This window comes from Dactylosporangium aurantiacum (assembly GCF_000716715.1).
In the GTDB taxonomy this organism is placed as follows: domain Bacteria; phylum Actinomycetota; class Actinomycetes; order Mycobacteriales; family Micromonosporaceae; genus Dactylosporangium; species Dactylosporangium aurantiacum.
In genome coordinates this window covers 20,786-36,400 of sequence record NZ_JNYJ01000049.1, presented here as the reverse complement: position 1 = coordinate 36,400, position 15,615 = coordinate 20,786, and the positions used below count along the sequence as shown (strand labels likewise).

General features: G+C 72.6%; 11 protein-coding genes. 8 read left to right on the top strand and 3 right to left on the bottom strand.

Going from position 1 to position 15,615, the window contains the following annotated elements; genetic code table 11:
• The first annotated feature begins 7 nt into the window (after window positions 1-7).
• The 7 genes from OP18_RS40850 (at window position 8) to gatA (ending at window position 10,955) form a co-directional block, all read left to right on the top strand.
• Window positions 8-1,177, top strand: a complete 1,170-nt coding sequence (locus tag OP18_RS40850; RefSeq protein ID WP_033364576.1) for a cysteine desulfurase family protein — start codon at window positions 8-10, stop codon at window positions 1,175-1,177.
• 13 nt (window positions 1,178-1,190) lie between these two features.
• Window positions 1,191-2,261: a tRNA 2-thiouridine(34) synthase MnmA gene (mnmA, locus tag OP18_RS40845; protein WP_033364575.1), complete on the top strand. Its 1,071-nt coding sequence runs from the start codon at window positions 1,191-1,193 to the stop codon at window positions 2,259-2,261.
• The gene (locus OP18_RS40840) at window positions 2,258-3,217 is read left to right on the top strand and encodes a uroporphyrinogen decarboxylase/cobalamine-independent methonine synthase family protein (protein WP_033364574.1); all 960 of its coding nucleotides are present in this window, start codon (window positions 2,258-2,260) and stop codon (window positions 3,215-3,217) included. The genes mnmA and OP18_RS40840 overlap by 4 nt, the downstream gene beginning before the upstream one ends.
• Before the next feature lie 35 nt (window positions 3,218-3,252).
• Window positions 3,253-5,469 carry an NAD-dependent DNA ligase LigA gene (ligA, locus tag OP18_RS40835; RefSeq protein ID WP_081971545.1) on the top strand — a complete coding sequence of 739 codons (2,217 nt, stop codon included), beginning with the start codon at window positions 3,253-3,255 and terminating at the stop codon, window positions 5,467-5,469.
• Window positions 5,470-7,115: 1,646 nt separating this feature from the next.
• Entirely contained in the window at window positions 7,116-9,125 is a 2,010-nt protein-coding gene (locus OP18_RS40830; RefSeq protein ID WP_033364573.1) for a putative bifunctional diguanylate cyclase/phosphodiesterase, read from the top strand.
• Window positions 9,126-9,176: 51 nt separating this feature from the next.
• The gene (gatC, locus tag OP18_RS40825; RefSeq protein ID WP_033364572.1) at window positions 9,177-9,476 is read left to right on the top strand and encodes an Asp-tRNA(Asn)/Glu-tRNA(Gln) amidotransferase subunit GatC; all 300 of its coding nucleotides are present in this window, start codon (window positions 9,177-9,179) and stop codon (window positions 9,474-9,476) included.
• A 3-nt stretch (window positions 9,477-9,479) separates the two neighbouring features.
• The gene (gene gatA / locus OP18_RS40820; RefSeq protein ID WP_033364571.1) at window positions 9,480-10,955 is read left to right on the top strand and encodes an Asp-tRNA(Asn)/Glu-tRNA(Gln) amidotransferase subunit GatA; all 1,476 of its coding nucleotides are present in this window, start codon (window positions 9,480-9,482) and stop codon (window positions 10,953-10,955) included.
• A 47-nt stretch (window positions 10,956-11,002) separates the two neighbouring features.
• Here the strand turns inward: gatA and OP18_RS56065 are convergent, their stop codons facing one another.
• Window positions 11,003-11,179 carry a DUF4236 domain-containing protein gene (locus tag OP18_RS56065; protein ID WP_081971544.1) on the bottom strand — a complete coding sequence of 59 codons (177 nt, stop codon included), beginning with the start codon at window positions 11,177-11,179 and terminating at the stop codon, window positions 11,003-11,005.
• A gap of 78 nt (window positions 11,180-11,257) precedes the next feature.
• Between OP18_RS56065 and gatB the strand changes: the two genes are divergently transcribed.
• Window positions 11,258-12,751 (top strand): Asp-tRNA(Asn)/Glu-tRNA(Gln) amidotransferase subunit GatB, encoded by a 1,494-nt coding sequence (gene gatB / locus OP18_RS40815; protein WP_033364570.1) that lies wholly within the window; start codon window positions 11,258-11,260, stop codon window positions 12,749-12,751.
• Here gatB and OP18_RS40810 read toward each other — a convergent pair.
• Complete coding sequence (locus tag OP18_RS40810; protein WP_245635699.1) at window positions 12,732-14,372, bottom strand: metallophosphoesterase; 1,641 nt, start codon at window positions 14,370-14,372, stop codon at window positions 12,732-12,734. The two genes, gatB and OP18_RS40810, sit on opposite strands and share 20 nt — an antisense overlap.
• A complete protein-coding gene (locus OP18_RS40805; RefSeq protein WP_033364569.1) occupies window positions 14,369-15,547 on the bottom strand; it encodes a PQQ-dependent sugar dehydrogenase in 1,179 nt (392 codons plus the stop codon). Before OP18_RS40805 ends, OP18_RS40810 begins: the two co-directional genes overlap by 4 nt.
• Window positions 15,548-15,615 lie beyond the last annotated feature (68 nt).

Sequence of the window (15,615 nt, the reverse complement as noted above, 5' to 3'; positions counted from 1 at the left end):
GGGTCCGATGTCGTACCTCGACCATGCCGCCACCACGCCGATGCTCCCGGAGGCGCTCGACGCCTTCGTGGCCGCGGCGCGTGCAGTCGGCAACGCCTCGTCGCTGCACGCTCCCGGCCGCCAGGCCCGCCGCCGGGTGGAGGAGTCGCGCGAGCAGATCGCCGACGCGCTCACCGCCCGCCCGTCCGAGGTGATCTTCACCGGTGGCGGCACCGAGAGCGACAACCTGGCCACCAAGGGCATCTTCTGGGCCCGCCGGGCCGCGGACCCGCGCCGCAACCGGATCGTCGCGAGCTCCGTCGAGCACCACGCGGTGCTCGACGCGGTCACCTGGCTGGAGCAGCACGAGGGCGCGGCGGTGACCTGGCTGCCCGTCGACGCGCACGGCCGGGTCTCCGCCGCCGACCTCGCCGCCGCCCTGGAGGGCGACGACGTGGCCGTCGCCACCGTCATGTGGGCCAACAACGAGGTCGGCACGATCCAGCCGGTCACGGAGCTGGCGGCCGTGGCGGCCGAGGCCGGGGTGCCGTTCCACACCGACGCCGTGCAGGCGGTGGGGCAGGTGCCGGTCGACTTCGGCGCCAGCGGCGCCGCCGCGCTCACCGTCAGCGGGCACAAGCTCGGCGGCCCGATCGGCGTCGGCGCGCTGCTGCTGGGCCGCGAGGTGGCCTGCACGCCGCTGCTGCACGGCGGCGGCCAGGAGCGCGACGTGCGCTCCGGGACCCTCGACGTGCCGGGGATCGTCGCCCTCGCCGTGGCCGTCGAGCTGTCGGTGCGGACCCAGAAGGAGACCGCCGAGCGCATCGGCCGGCTGCGTGACGACCTGGTCGCCCGGGTCGCCGCCGCGGTGCCCGGCGCGATCCTCAACGGTGACCCGGTCGGCCGGCTGCCCGGCAACGCGCACTTCTCGTTCCCGGGCTGCGAGGGCGACGCGCTGCTGCTCCTGCTCGACGCGCAGGGCATCGCGTGCTCGACCGGCTCCGCCTGCTCGGCCGGGGTGGCGCAGCCGTCGCACGTACTGATCGCGATGGGTGCCGGCGACGCCGAGGCGCGCTCGTCGCTGCGCTTCACCCTCGGGCACACCTCGACCGTCGCCGACGTCGACGCGCTCGTGGCGGCGCTGCCGGGCGCGGTGGAGCGGGCGCGGCGGGCGGGGGCGGTCAAGTCCCGCCTCTAGGTAGGCTTGCTCCGTGAGAGTGCTTGCGGCGATGTCGGGCGGGGTCGACTCGGCGGTGGCGGCCGCGCGGGCGGCCGAGGCCGGCCACGACGTGACCGGGGTGCACCTCGCCCTGGCCCGCAACCCGCAGACGTACCGCAGCGGCGCCCGCGGCTGCTGCACGCTGGAGGACGCCCGCGACGCGCGGCGCGCCGCCGACGTGATCGGCATCCCGTTCTACGTGTGGGACATGGCCGAGCAGTTCCACGAGTCGGTGGTCGACGACTTCGTCGCCGAGTACGCGGCCGGCCGCACGCCGAACCCGTGCCTGCGGTGCAACGAGAAGATCAAGTTCGCGGCGGTGCTGGACCGCGCGGTCGCCCTCGGCTTCGACGCGGTGGTCACCGGCCACCACGCCCGGCTCGGCGCCGACGGGCTGCTGCGCCGCAGCGTCGACTACGCCAAGGACCAGTCCTACGTGCTGGCGGTCCTGACCGCCGCGCAGCTGTCCCGGGCGATGTTCCCGCTGGGCGGCTCGACGAAGGCCGAGGTGCGCGCGGAGGCCGCCGCGCGCGGGCTCGCGGTCGCCGACAAGCCCGACAGCCACGACATCTGCTTCATCGCCGACGGCGACACCCGCAAGTTCCTCGCCGACCGGCTCGGCGACCGGCCCGGCGACATCGTCGAGGCCACCACCGGCGCGGTCATCGGGCAGCACAGCGGGGCGTATGCCTACACGGTCGGCCAGCGCCGCGGGCTGGACCTGCGCGTCTCGGCGCCCGACCGCAACCCCCGCTACGTGCTGTCGATCTCGCCGGCGACCAACACGGTGACCGTCGGGCCGTCCTCGGCGCTGGAAGTGTCCACCGTGGTCGGCTCGCGACCGGTGTGGCACGCGTCGTCGGGGTCGGTCGACTGTTCCGTACAGTTGCGGGCGCACGGCTCCGTGTTCCCGGCCTCGGTCGTGTACGACGGATCGTCGCTGACCGCGTCGTTGTCCTCCCCGGCGCGCGGGGTCGCCACCGGGCAGGCGCTGGTCTGCTACCAGCCGTCGCCCGACGGCGACATCGTGCTCGGGTCCGCCACCATCTCGGAAACCTCATGACATTTCCCTGGCCGGTGGGGTCCGCCACCGGGATCGGCTCCATGCCCGGCACCGACATCGCCGAGGCCCAGCGGATCGTGCTCGGCGAGCTGCCCGACCTGCCGCACCTGCCGGAGCTGCCGGCCCGCGGCCCCGGCGCCGACATGATCGGCCGGGGCGGCGCGCTGCTCACCGAGCTGCCCGTCGAGCTGTACGCCGGCCGCTGGCGCGTCGCCGCCCGGCCCGGCCACGACCTGCGGGTCGCCCGGGACTTCCTGGAGCGCGACCTCGACACGATGACCGAGCAGGCGGCGGAGTTCACCGGCACGTTCAAGATCCAGGTGCCGGGGCCGTGGACCCTGGCCGCCTCGCTGCAGCTGCCGATCGGCGGCGCGGTCCTGCGCGACCACGGCGCCAGCCGCGACCTCGCCGAGTCCCTCGCCGACGGCGTCACGGCGCACGTCGCGTCGGTGCGCGCCCGGCTGCCGCACGCCACGATCCTGCTGCAGGTCGACGAGCCGTCGCTGCCCGCGGTGCTGGCCGGCCAGGTGCCCTCGGAGAGCGGGTATGCGACCCTGCGCTCCGTCGACGTCTCCGTGGCGCGGGCCGCGCTCTCCACGGTCTTCTCCGCCGCCGGCGTGCCGGTCGTCGCGCACTGCTGCGCCCCGGACGTGCCGCTGGACCTGCTGCGCACCGCCGGCGCCACGGCGGTCGCGCTGGACCTGTCGCTGGTGACCTCGCCGGAGCAGCTGGACGCGCTCGGGCAGCAGCTCGACGAGAAGGTCGGGCTCTTCGCCGGGGTGTCCGGCCGGTCGCCCGCCACGGCCGTGCGGGACCTGTGGCGCAAGCTCGGCTTCCCGCTCACCTCGATGGCGGTGCAGGTCGTCGTCACGCCGCCGTGCGGGCTGTCCGTGCCGCCGGTGCCCGTCCTGCGCGCGCTCCGCGACGCCGGGCGGCGGCTCACCGACGATCTCTGAGCGGTTTTGTCGTACCCGGACGGTAAGTTCGGGGCATGAGCGACGCAGGGACCGAGCCCACCCTCGAAGCACGTGAGCGGCACGCCGAGCTGGCCCGCGAGCTGGACGAGCATCAGTATCGGTATTACATCCTGCAGTCGCCGGCCGTCGACGACTCGGTCTATGACCGGCTCATGCGCGAGCTGGAGGCGATCGAGGCCGAGTTCCCGGCGCTCGTCACCCCCGACTCGCCGAGCCAGCGCGTCGGCGGCACGTTCTCCACCGACTTCGCCGCCGTCCAGCACGCCGAGCGCATGCTCAGCCTCGACAACGCGCTCGACGACGACGAGCTGGCCGCCTGGGCCCAGCGCACCGAGCGCGACGCCGGCAGCCAGCCGCGCTACCTGTGCGAGCTGAAGATCGACGGCCTCGCCATCAACCTCACCTACGAGCGCGGCCGCCTGGTCCGCGCCGCCACCCGCGGCGACGGCCGCACCGGCGAGGACGTCACGCTCAACGTGCGCACCATCGCCGACGTCCCGGAGCGCCTCACCGGCACCGACCTGCCCGACCTGCTCGAGGTCCGCGGCGAGGTGTTCTTCACCCTCGCCGGCTTCGAGGAGGTCAACGCCGCCCAGGTCGCCGCCGGGGAGCGCCCGTTCGCCAACCCGCGCAACGCCGCCAGCGGCAGCCTGCGCCAGAAGGACCCGCGCATCACCGCGTCCCGCCCGATGCGCATGCTCGTGCACGGCTTCGGTGCCCGCGAGGGGTTCAACCCGGCGAGCCAGTCCGAGGCCTATGAGCTGATGCACGCCTGGGGCCTGCCGACCTCGTCGCGCTGGCAGGTCTTCGACGACCTCGCCGGCGTGCGCTCCTACATCGCCGACTACGGCGACCGCCGGCACACCATCGAGCACGAGATCGACGGCGTCGTGGTCAAGGTCGACCAGATGTCCATCCAGCGCCGCCTCGGCTCCACCAGCAAGGCACCCCGCTGGGCGATCGCGTTCAAGTATCCGCCCGAGGAGGCGATGACCAAGCTGCTCAGCATCGAGGTCAACGTCGGGCGCACCGGCCGCGTCACCCCGTTCGCCGTGATGGAGCCCGTCTTCGTCGGCGGTGTCACCGTCGAGCAGGCCACCCTGCACAACGCGCAGGAGGTCGTCCGCAAGGGCGTCCTCATCGGCGACACGGTCGTCATCCGCCGCGCCGGCGAGGTCATCCCCGAGGTCCTCGGCCCGGTCGCCGACCGGCGCGACGGCACCGAGGTCCCCTTCGTCATGCCGACGCACTGCCCGTCCTGCGGCACGGCCCTCGCTCCCGAGAAGGAGAGCGACGTCGACATCCGCTGCCCCAACGCCCGCTCCTGCCCGGCGCAGCTGCGCGAGCGGCTCTTCGCCCTCGCCAGCCGCAGCGCCCTGGACATCGAGGCACTCGGCTGGAAGTCCGCGGCCGCCCTGCTCGGCTCCGTCATCACCAACGAGGCCGAGCTGTTCGACATCGACGCCAAGCAGCTCGCCAAGGCCCCGTTCTTCGTCAACAAGGACGGTTCGCTCAGCAGCACCGCCCACCAGCTGCTCGCCAACCTCCAGGAGGTCAAGCAGCGCCCTCTCTGGCGGGTCATCGTCGCGCTGTCCATCCGCCACGTCGGCCCGACCGCCGCCCAGGCCCTGGCCAACGCCATCGGCTCGATGGAGACCATCGCCAAGGCCACCCCCGAGGAGCTCGCCGCCGTCGAGGGCGTCGGCCCCACGATCGCCCGCGCCGTCCACGACTGGTTCGCCGTCGACTGGCACCGCGAGGTCGTCGACCGCTGGGCCGCCGCCGGCGTGCGCATGGTCGAGGACCAGATCGCCTCCGGCCCCCGCCCGCTCGACGGCATCACGGTCGTCGTCACCGGCTCCCTCGAGCGCTACTCCCGCGACCAGGCCACCGAGGCCGTCACCTCCCGCGGCGGCAAGGTCTCCGGCTCCGTGTCGAAGAAGACCCACTTCGTCGTGGTGGGCGAGTCCCCGGGCTCCAAGGCCGACAAGGCGGCCACCCTGAAGGTCCCGATCCTCGACGAGGCCGCCTTCGAGGTCCTCCTCACCGATGGCCCGGACGCCGCCCGCGCCCTGGTCCAGCCCGCCGCGGAGCCGTCCGCGGAGCCGTCCGCGGAGGCTTCGGTGGAGCCGTCCGCGGGGCTGGCCGAGGGGGCTTCAGCGGAGCCGTCCGCGGCGGCTTTCGTGGAGGAGCCTTCGGCTGGGGAGCCTGCGCCGGAGCCGGCCGCCTGACCGCTCGGCTCCGGGGTAGCTGAGCTCGCCGGCGCGTTTCCAGCGGCATGCCGGGCTCGGGTTGTTGGCGGTCGCGCGTGTTGCGCGGTCTGCCGCACCCGCCGTCCGGCCGGGCTTCGCGGTTGCCCGCTCTGTGGTTGCCGGGCTCTGCGGTTGCTCGCCCTGTGGTTGCCGGGGTCTGTGGTTGCCGGGCTCTGTGGTTGCCGGGCTCTGCTGGTGCGCCCTGCGCCGGTTGGCGACTATCGGCGAGTCCTGTGCCGCCACCGGCGACTGTCACCGTTGCCGACTGCCGCCGACCACTTCCGCCCACCACCGACTGCTGGCGGCCGCCGACCGTCGCCGACCGCTGGCCGCCGCCGCATCGCTGACCGTCGCCGACTGCTGCGCCCGCCAACCGCCGCAGTTGCTGACCGCTGCCGTCCACCTCCGGCTGCCGTCCACCTCCGGCCGTCCACCGCCGGCCGTCCACCGCCGGCCGTCCACCTCCGGCCGTCCACCTCCGGCCGTCCACCTCCGGCCGTCCACCTCCGGCCGCCGACCGCCGACCGTCCGGCCGCCGACCCTCCGGCCGCCGACCCTCCGGCCGCCGCAGTTGCTGATCGTTGCTACCTGCCGCCGTCGTCGACTGCCTCAGTCGCTGACTGCTGCCGTTGCCGATCGTCGCCGACCGCCGCTGGCCGCTGGCGAGTCATGTGCCGTTGGCCGGTCGTCGGCGCGCGTGTCCGGGCGCCAGCGTGCGTATCCGGTCGGACCGTCGCTGGGCGTTGTCCGGTTCCTTGGGTTCGCGTCTGCCCGGGCCGTCGGCTGCATCGGGCGTTGGGGCAGGTGCCGGCGGCCGCTGACGTTCGGTTCCGCAGTGGCGAGGTTCGCGGACGAGCCCGTTCGACGGGCCGTCGTCATTCCCGGTCCCGGGTCTGCTGTCTGATCTCCTCGCCTGGGACCGCCCGGCTGCCCGAGGATGCACCGTCGACCGCCGCAGTTGCTGACCGTTGCCGACTGCCGCTGTTGCCGGCCGCCGCTGGTCGCTGGTGAGCGCTGTGCCGTTGCGGTCGTTGGCGAGCGCGTCTGGGCATCGGCGCGCGTATCCGGTTGGACCGTCGCTGGGCCGTCGTCATTCCCGGTCCCGGGTCTGCTGTCTGATCTCCCAGCCCGGGACCGCCCGGCTGCCCGAGGATGCACCGTCGACCGCCGCAGTTGCTGACCGCCGCTGTTGCCGGCCGCTGGTGAGCGCTGTGCCGTTGCGGTCGTTGGCGAGCGCGTCTGGGCATCGGCGCGCGTATCCGGTCGGGCCGTCGCTGGGCCGTCGTCATTTCCGGTCCCGGGCCGGCTGCGCTTGATGCGAAGAATCGCCGTCGTCGAACCTCGCTCGTCCTTTCGAAGGCCGCCCAAAGCTGCCCTGTGACCCGGGTGCTTTCCGTTAGGAAATCGACGCTCAACGTAACGGATGGGCGGTGACGGAACGTTTGGGAATCGCTACGCAGGGGGTGGACACGGCGGTGGGGACGATGGGATGGTCGCCCGGACGGACGAATGGCGGGCGTTTTGTGCATCGATTCAGCATCCTTTCCGGTTTCGGTGGCCGTTCAGGGTGCAGGCTCGCAGGGCGTCTCGACGGAGTGGTCGGCTGCACCCGAGCGGGGGAGTGGATGGAGCAGAGCGCGCTGCGCAACATCGCGCCGCCTCGGCACGCTCATCGGTTCTTCGCGTACGTGGCGGTGGTGGTCGGCACCGGGGCGGTGCTGCTCGCGGTACACCTGCCGGGAGGATTTCCGGACAGTCTGCCGGTGGCGTTCTGGGTCCTCGCCGGCTGCGCCGTGGTCGCCGACACCAGGCCGTTCGTGCAGGTGGGGCGGGACGACGCGCTGCTGACGTTTCCGTCGGTGTGCTTCACGTTCGCGATCCTGCTGGCGTTCGGGTTCGCGCCCGCGGTGCTGGTGCAGCTGGCGGCGGTGGTGGTCACCGCGGGCTGGTTGCGGCACACGGTGTGGCGGGCCGCGTTCAACGCCGCGCAGTACTTCGTCTCGTTCGCGGTGGCCGACCTGATCGTCGAACGGTCGCACCACGTGGGCTGGATCATCGTGGCCGCGGTGGCGTGGTTCGTGGCGAACAACCTGCTGGTGTCGACGGCGGTGTGGCTGCGGTTCGGCAAGGGGTGGCGGGCGCGGTTCGTGCAGGCGGTGCGGGTGGACGCGCTGGCCACCGGGGCGCTGCTGCTGGCGGCGCCGGGGCTGGTCGCGGCCGCGGCGGTCGACGTGCTGATCATCCCGTTGGCGCTGGTGACGCTGTACGCGGTACGCCGGATGAGCGTCCTGTCGGCGCAGCGGGCCCTGGAGGCGCGGCGGGACCCGCTGACCGGGCTGGCGAACCGGGCGGGGCTGGAGCGGGCCGTCGCGCACCGGCTGCAGGAGCACGCGGAGCGGGCGGCGAACCAGGAGACGGCCCGGCGGCTGGCGCTGCTGCTGCTCGACCTCGACGGGTTCAAGCAGGTCAACGACTCGCTCGGGCACGAGGTCGGGGACCGGCTGCTGGTCGAGGTGGCGCGGCGGCTCGGGCAGCGCGCCGACGCGGAGGTCGGGCGGCTGGGCGGCGACGAGTTCGCGGTGGTCGTGCCGCACCTGCGCGACGTGGCCGAGGCCAGGGCGCACGCGGAGCGGATCATGGACGTGCTGCGGGAGCCGGTGCTGCTGGACGGGCTGCCGATCGACGTCGGCGGGTCGGTGGGCGTCGCGGTGTACCCGGAGCACGGCACCGACTTCGCGGAGCTCATGCAGCACGCCGACGTCGCCATGTACGACGCGAAGGGCCGCGGCGACAATCTCGCCGTCTACGCGCCCGAGGCGGACCACAACTCCCCGGAGCGGCTCAGCCTGCTCGCGGATCTGCGCAGGGCGCTGGAGAACCCGCAGGACGAGGGCATCGCGCTGTACTACCAGCCGCAGGTGGAGCTGGCGACCGGCGAGGTCGTCGGGCTGGAGGCGCTGCTGCGCTGGGAGCACCCGGCGCGCGGGCTCGTGGACCCGGAGGAGCTGATCAAGGTCGCCGAGCACAGCTCGGTGATGCGGCTGCTGACGTTCCGGGTGATCGAGGACGTGATCGACCAGCTCGCCGCGTGGGGTGAGGCCGCCGGGCGGGTCCGGGTCGCGGTCAACGTGAGTGTCCGCGACCTGCACACCGGCGAGATCGCCGACCTGATCGCGGAGAAGCTGCGGCAGACGGGGATCGAGCCGGAGCGGCTGGAGCTGGAGATCACGGAGAGCGCGCTGATGGCGGACCCGCGGCGGGTCCTCGCCACGCTCGCCCGGCTGGAGCGGCTCGGGATCGCGATCGCGCTGGACGACTTCGGCACCGGGTACTCCTCGATGCTGCACCTGCGCCGGCTGCCGCTCAAGGAGGTGAAGATCGACCGGTCGTTCGTGCTGGGGGTGGCGAGCGACCCCGACGACGCGGCGATCGTGCGGTCCATGATCGACCTGGCGCGGGCGCTCGGGCTGCGGATCGTGGCCGAGGGCGTCGAGGACGAGCGCACCTGGCGGATGCTCGTCGAGGCGGGCTGCGACCTGGCCCAGGGCTGGTACTTCGCCCGGCCGATGCCGCCGGCGCGCCTCCTCGACTGGCTGACGCGGCACCGCCGGTCGACCGTCGCGCACAGCAACTGACGGGGACGAAATAGACTGCGTCGAGCCGACAGTTGAAGGAGCATTGCGCCCATGGCCACCATTTCCCGCGAAGAGGTGGCGCATCTCGCGCGCCTCGCGCGGCTTGCAGTCACCGATGACGAGCTGGACACCTTCGCCGGGCAGCTCGACGTGATCCTGCAGGCCGTCGCCCAGGTGGGCGAGGTCGCCGCGGTTGACGTGCCGCCGACGTCGCACTCCGTCCCGCTGACCAACGTGTTCCGCGACGACGTGGTCGTGCCGGGGTTGACGCGCGACGAGGCGCTGTCCGGCGCGCCCGACGCCGAGGAGCACCGCTTCCGCGTTCCGCGGATCCTGGACGAGGAGGCCTGAGCGATGTCTGACGTCACCAAGCTGACCGCGGCCGAGCTCGGCCGCAAGCTCGCCGCGAAGGAGCTGTCCGCGGTCGAGGTCGCCACCGCGCACCTGGACCGCATCGACGCGGTCGAGGGCAAGGTCCACGCGTTCCTGCACGTCGACCGGGCCGGCGCGCTCGCCGACGCGAAGAAGGTCGACGACGCCCGCGCCAAGGGCGACGAGGTCGGCCCGCTCGCCGGGGTGCCGATCGCGGTCAAGGACGTGATCACCACCAAGGGCATGCCGACGACGGCCGGGTCGAAGATCCTCGAGGGCTGGCGCCCGCCGTACGACGCGACGATCACCACCCGGATGCGCGAGGCCGGGCTGGTCATGCTCGGCAAGACCAACATGGACGAGTTCGCGATGGGCTCGTCCACCGAGTACTCGGCCTACGGCCCCACGTACAACCCGTGGGACACCAGCCGCATCCCGGGCGGGTCCGGTGGTGGCTCGGCCGCCGCCGTCGCCGCCTACGAGGCGCCCCTGGCGATCGGCACCGACACCGGCGGCTCGATCCGCCAGCCGGCTGCCGTCACCGGCACCGTCGGCGCGAAACCGACGTACGGTGGCACGTCCCGCTACGGGCTGATCGCCTTCTCCAGCTCGCTGGACACCCCTGGGCCGTGCGCCCGGACGGTCGAGGACGCGGCGCTGCTGCACGCGATCATCGGCGGCCACGACCCGCGGGACTCCACGTCGATCCCGCAGCCGGTGCCCGACGTCGTGGCCGCGGCCCGGCTCGGCGCGACCGGCGACCTCAGCGGGGTCCGGCTCGGCCTGGTCAAGGAGTTCGCCGGTGACGGCGCCGAGCCCGGCGTCGCCGCCGCCTACCGCGAGTCCGTCGACGCCCTGGTCAAGCTGGGCGCCGAGGTCGTCGAGGTGTCGTGCCCGAACTTCAAGTTCGCGCTGCCGGCGTACTACCTGATCGCGCCGAGCGAGTGCTCGTCCAACCTGGCCCGCTTCGACGGGGTCCGGTTCGGGCTGCGCAGCGGCGACGACGGCAACCGCTCGCTCGAAGAGGTCATGCAGCTGACCCGGGAGGCGGGGTTCGGCCCCGAGGTCAAGCGCCGGATCATCCTGGGCACCTACGCGCTGTCCGCGGGCTACTACGACGCCTACTACGGGCAGGCGCAGAAGGTGCGGACGCTGATCACCCGGGACTTCGAGAAGGCGTTCGAGGCGGCCGACGTGCTGGTCGCGCCGACCACGCCGTTCGTGGCGTTCCCGCTCGGCTCGCGCACGTCGGACCCGTACCAGATGTATCTCGCGGACCTGTACACGATCCCGTCGAACCTCTACGGCGGGCCCGCGATCTCGGTGCCGGCCGGACTGTCCGAGGGGCTGCCGGTGGGGCTGCAGATCATGGCGCCGACGATGGCCGACGACCGGATGTACCGGGTCGCCGCGGCCCTCGAGTCGGCGCTGCCGACGCTCACCCCGCCCGCGCTGTAGGTACGCGTGAGGGGGCGGGAAACTCCCGCCCCCTCAACGAGCAACCGTCAGCCCCGGCTGCCCTGGCGCCACGAGAACGGGCCGGGAAGGTCGACGCGGTTCTTCTTGCTACGCGAGTTCCACGACCAGGGGCCCAGCTTGAAACTCCAGGACGAGAAACCGTCCTGGGTGAAGTGGAAAATGAACGGGCCGAACTTCTTGCTCTTCCGAAACTGCACCGGCATGACGTTTCTCCTCTCCAGGTGGACTGGTGATACCCAATGCCGCGCGTGGATACACCAGAGGCTGAAAGTAGGCGTTAGATGAGCACCGTGACCCAGCTGTCGTATGACGAGGCGGTGGCCCGCTTCGAGCCGGTCATCGGCCTGGAGACCCACGTCGAGCTCGGCACCAACACCAAGATGTTCTGCGGCTGCCCGACCGAGTTCGGCGCCGAGCCCAACACCCAGGTGTGCCCGGTGTGCCTCGGGCTGCCCGGCGCGCTGCCGGTGGCCAACCGCGCCGCGATCGAGGCGACCATCCGCATCGGGCTGGCGCTCAACTGCTCGATCGCGCCGTGGGGCCGGTTCGCCCGCAAGAACTACTTCTACCCGGACATGCCGAAGAACTTCCAGATCAGCCAGTACGACGAGCCGCTGTGCGTCGACGGCTACCTGGAGGTCGAGGTCGACGGCGAGCTGGTCCGCATCGGCATCGAGCGGGTCCACCTGGAGGAGGACACCGGCAAGACGCTGCACGTGGGCGGCGCCACCGGCCGCATCCACGGCGCGACCGAGTCCCTGGTGGACTACAACCGGGCCGGCATCCCGCTGGTGGAGATCGTGACCAAGCCCGTGCCGGGCACCGGCGCCCGGGCGCCGCAGATCGCCAAGGCGTACGTGACGGAGCTGCGCGACGTCATCCGCTCGCTCGGCGTCTCGGACGTGCGCATGGAGCAGGGCTCGATGCGCTGCGACGTCAACACGTCGCTGAACCGGCCCGGCGAGGAGTGGGGCACGCGGACCGAGACGAAGAACGTCAACTCGCTGCGCAGCGTCGAGCGGGCCGTCCGCTCCGAGATCATCCGGCAGGCCGGGGTCCTGGAGTCCGGCGGCACGATCGTCCAGGAGACCCGGCACTTCCACGAGAACACCGGCGAGACCACGTCGGGCCGCAGCAAGGAGACGGCGACCGACTACCGGTACTTCCCGGAGCCGGACCTCGTGCCGCTCGCCCCGGCGGCGGAGTGGATCGCCGAGCTCAAGGCGGCCCTGCCGGAGCTGCCCCGGGTACGCCGGCAGCGGCAGCAGGCCGAGTGGGGCTTCTCCGACCTGGACATGCAGTCCGTGCTCAACGCCGGCGCGTGGGAGCTGATCGAGGCGACCGTCGCCGCCGGCACCACGGCCGCCGCCGCCCGCAAGTGGTGGCTGGGCGAGCTGGCCCGGCACGCCAACGAGACCGACACCGAGCTCGACGCGCTCGGCGTGAGTCCGGAGGCGGTCGCGCAGCTGCAGGGGCTCGTCGACGCCGGCAAGATCAACGACAAGCTGGCCCGGGTGGTGCTCGAAGGCGTCATCGCCGGCGAGGGCACGCCCGCGGAGGTCGTCGCGGCCCGCGGCCTGGAGGTCGTGTCCGACGAGGGCGCGCTGACGAAGGCGGTCGACGAGGCCATCGTGGCCAACCCCGACATCGCCGCGAAGGTCCGCGACGGCAAGGTCGCCGCCGCCGGCGCGCTGGTCGGCGCGGTCATGAAGGCCACCGGCGGCAAGGCGGACGCGAAGACGGTCCGCGAGCTGGTCATCGCCCGCTTGTCGTAACCGAGGGGCTCACCGACGACGGCGTCGGCACCGCGGACACCGACGGTGCCGGCGCCGCCTTGTCGGCGGCCACGATGTGCCGCTGCAGCGACACCTCGGTCAGGCCGGTCCCGCCCACCTGGATGTCGTCGTACGCGGACAGGTGCCGGTCCTCGTCGAAGTACAGGATCGACAGCGCGAGCGGCAGCGGCTTGGCGCTCTCCAGCCCGCGCAGCCCGGCACCGCCCGTCGAACCCTCGACCATCAGCAGCGTGCGCTCCTGCTGCGCCGGCGGCGACGCGCCGTCGGACGGCAGCACGACCGGCGTGTCCGGGTCGAGCCGGGAGATCGACCGGGCGTGCCGGTGCCCGGCCAGCACCAGCGGGCAGATCCCGGCGAGGGGCTGCGCGGCCACCGGGTCGTGCACCAGGGCGACGTCGACCGGCATCGGGCTGGCCAGGATCTTCTCGGCGAGCCGTTCACCGGAGGCGACGACCGCGGCGTGCTGCTCGGCGTCGGTGGCGTCGGTCGACTTGTCCGGGGTGAAGCGCGGGTCGCCGATCCCGGCGAACGTCAGCCCCTCGACGGTCACGATCGAGTTGTCCAGCACCGTGGCGTTCGGCTGCTTCGCCACCGCCGCCGCGGTGACCGCCGAGTCGTGGTTGCCGCGCACGTACAGGTAGGGCACGCGCAGCTTGCTGATCTCCCCGACGTACGACGACTCCGGCTCGCTGCCCCAGTCGTTGATGTCGCCGGTGTCCACGACGACGTCGACGCTGAACTGGTCGGCGACGGTGCGCACCACGCCCCACGCCGCCGGGTTCAGGTGCATGTCGGAGATGTGCAGCACCTTCGTCGCGCTGGTGTTCGGCTCGTACACCGGCAGCGCGGAGATCGTGCCGTACAGCTTCGACACGTTGAGCACGATCTTCTGCAGCTGCGCCCGGTACTCCTCGTAGCGGTCGGAGATCCGGCGGGCGTCGCCGATGATGGCGGGCGCGTTGACGAGCAGGCCGCGGTACGTCGGCTCCTGGATCGCGGCGGGCTTGAACGACAGCGCGGTCGCGCCGCCGACCGAGGCGAGCACCGCGACGACCACGAGCCCGGCGATCGCCGTGTCCCGCCGGGCCCGGAACGTCAGCCCGACGAGGATCATCGCGCCCAGCAGCCCGGAGCCGGCGGTCTGCAGCGCCAGCCGGCGCACGCCCAGGTTGAGCTGGTCGACGGCGTCGTGGCTGACCTGCTCCAGGTTGCCGCTGTCGGCGACGACCGCCCTGGTCCTGGCCTCGTCCAGCGACTCCAGGCGGATCTGCAGGTGGGCCGGGCCGTCGTGGCTGTCCAGCTCCAGCGAGCCCAGCGGCGGGATCTCCACCGACGTGTCGCCGTGCAGCGAGGGCGTCAGCGACAGCTGCGCCTGGAACGGGCCGATGTCCTGGGTCGTGTGCCCGCCGAGCTGCACGCCGATCAGCATGCCGATGATCGCGACGACGCCGAGCAGGACGCCGTGCAGCACCTGCCTGGTGCGCCGCCACCGCGTGGGGGCCGGGCGGAACGGACGGCGCCGGCCGGCGGCCATCACGATCGCCCGGCGCTGGATCCGGCGGGCGGCGACCGCGGCCCGCCGGTGAAACGGCGAGGTCAACTCTTGCCGGCTCCGCCCACGTTGCTGATCACGATCCGCAGGACCTTGTCGTCATCGGCCTTGGGGGTGCCGCGGCCGTCCTTGTTGGAGGTGGAGACCCAGATGCTGTTGTCCGGGGCCACCACCGCGGCGCGCAGCCGCCCGTGCGCGTCCTTCAGCAGCGGGCTCGGCGCCCCGAAGATCCCACCCTGTTCGGTGAGCTGCATCACGTACAGCCGGGCGCCCTTCAGGCAGGAGGTGATGAGGTACCCCTCCATGGCGGCCAAGCCGGAGCACGACGCCTCGGACGTCTTGAACACCTGGACGGGGTCGACGAACTTCGCGTCGCCGGCCTTGCCCTCATGCGTGGGCCAGCCGTAGTTCTTGCCCGCCTCGATCACGTTGATCTCGTCCCATTCGCCCGAGCCGAACTCCACGGCGTACATCCGCTTGTTCTTGTCCCAGGCGAAGCCTTGCACGTTGCGATGTCCGTAGGAGTACACGGCGGTACCGAACGGGTTACCGGGCGCGGGCTTGCCGTCCGGCTGGATGCGCAGGATCTTGCCGCCGAGGCTGGTGAGGTCCGGCGCGTTCTCCGGCTTGGACGCGTCGCCGGTCGACACGTAGAGCATGCCGTCGGGGCCGAAGTGGAGCTGGCCGCCGTTGTGGATCGAGGACTTCGGGATGCCGGTCAGGATCGGGACCGGCGCCGAGCCGAGGGTGAGCTTCGCGACCCGGTTGTCGTCCTTGGCGGTGTAGTAGATGAACACCGTCTGGTCGGTGTCGTACGTCGGTGACACGGCGATGCCCATCAGGCCGCCCTCGCCGCCGGGCACCACCTCGTTGACCGTCTGCACGGTCGTCACCGCGCGGCCGTCGGAGGTCGACTCCTTGCCGATCTTCAGGATCTTCTTGCTGTCACGCTCGGTGACCAGTGCGGTGCCGTCCGGCAGGAACGCGATGGCCCACGGCACGGCGAGCCCTTTGGCCACCACGTTCGTGGCGACCTGCGTCTGGCCCTCGTCCTGGCTGCCGGAGGTCGAGACGCTCGGGTACGGCGACAGCTTCGGCGGCGAACCGAGCTCGTCGGGCGGCGGGGGGCCGAACGAGCAGCCCGCGAGGGCCAGCATCGCCGCGGCGGACGCCGCCACGCTCTTCGCGGCCGTCAGGCTCTTCGGGTAGGTCCGGGCGCTCACCCGGCCAAGACTAGCGTTGCCAGACATCATCTTCCTTTCAACCTTTACCGGCGGGGTGGCGTCTGCCC

What these genes read in the sequence shown, in the direction of transcription:
- gatA (WP_033364571.1), top strand. Translation starts at nt 9,480, where the DNA reads ATGTCTGACGTCACCAAGCTGACCGCGGCCGAGCTCGGCCGCAAGCTC.
- OP18_RS56065 (WP_081971544.1), bottom strand. Translation starts at nt 11,179, where the DNA reads ATGCCGGTGCAGTTTCGGAAGAGCAAGAAGTTCGGCCCGTTCATTTTC.
- OP18_RS40830 (WP_033364573.1), top strand. Translation starts at nt 7,116, where the DNA reads ATGGAGCAGAGCGCGCTGCGCAACATCGCGCCGCCTCGGCACGCTCAT.
- ligA (WP_081971545.1), top strand. Translation starts at nt 3,253, where the DNA reads ATGAGCGACGCAGGGACCGAGCCCACCCTCGAAGCACGTGAGCGGCAC.
- OP18_RS40850 (WP_033364576.1), top strand. Translation starts at nt 8, where the DNA reads ATGTCGTACCTCGACCATGCCGCCACCACGCCGATGCTCCCGGAGGCG.
- gatC (WP_033364572.1), top strand. Translation starts at nt 9,177, where the DNA reads ATGGCCACCATTTCCCGCGAAGAGGTGGCGCATCTCGCGCGCCTCGCG.
- OP18_RS40840 (WP_033364574.1), top strand. Translation starts at nt 2,258, where the DNA reads ATGACATTTCCCTGGCCGGTGGGGTCCGCCACCGGGATCGGCTCCATG.
- gatB (WP_033364570.1), top strand. Translation starts at nt 11,258, where the DNA reads ATGAGCACCGTGACCCAGCTGTCGTATGACGAGGCGGTGGCCCGCTTC.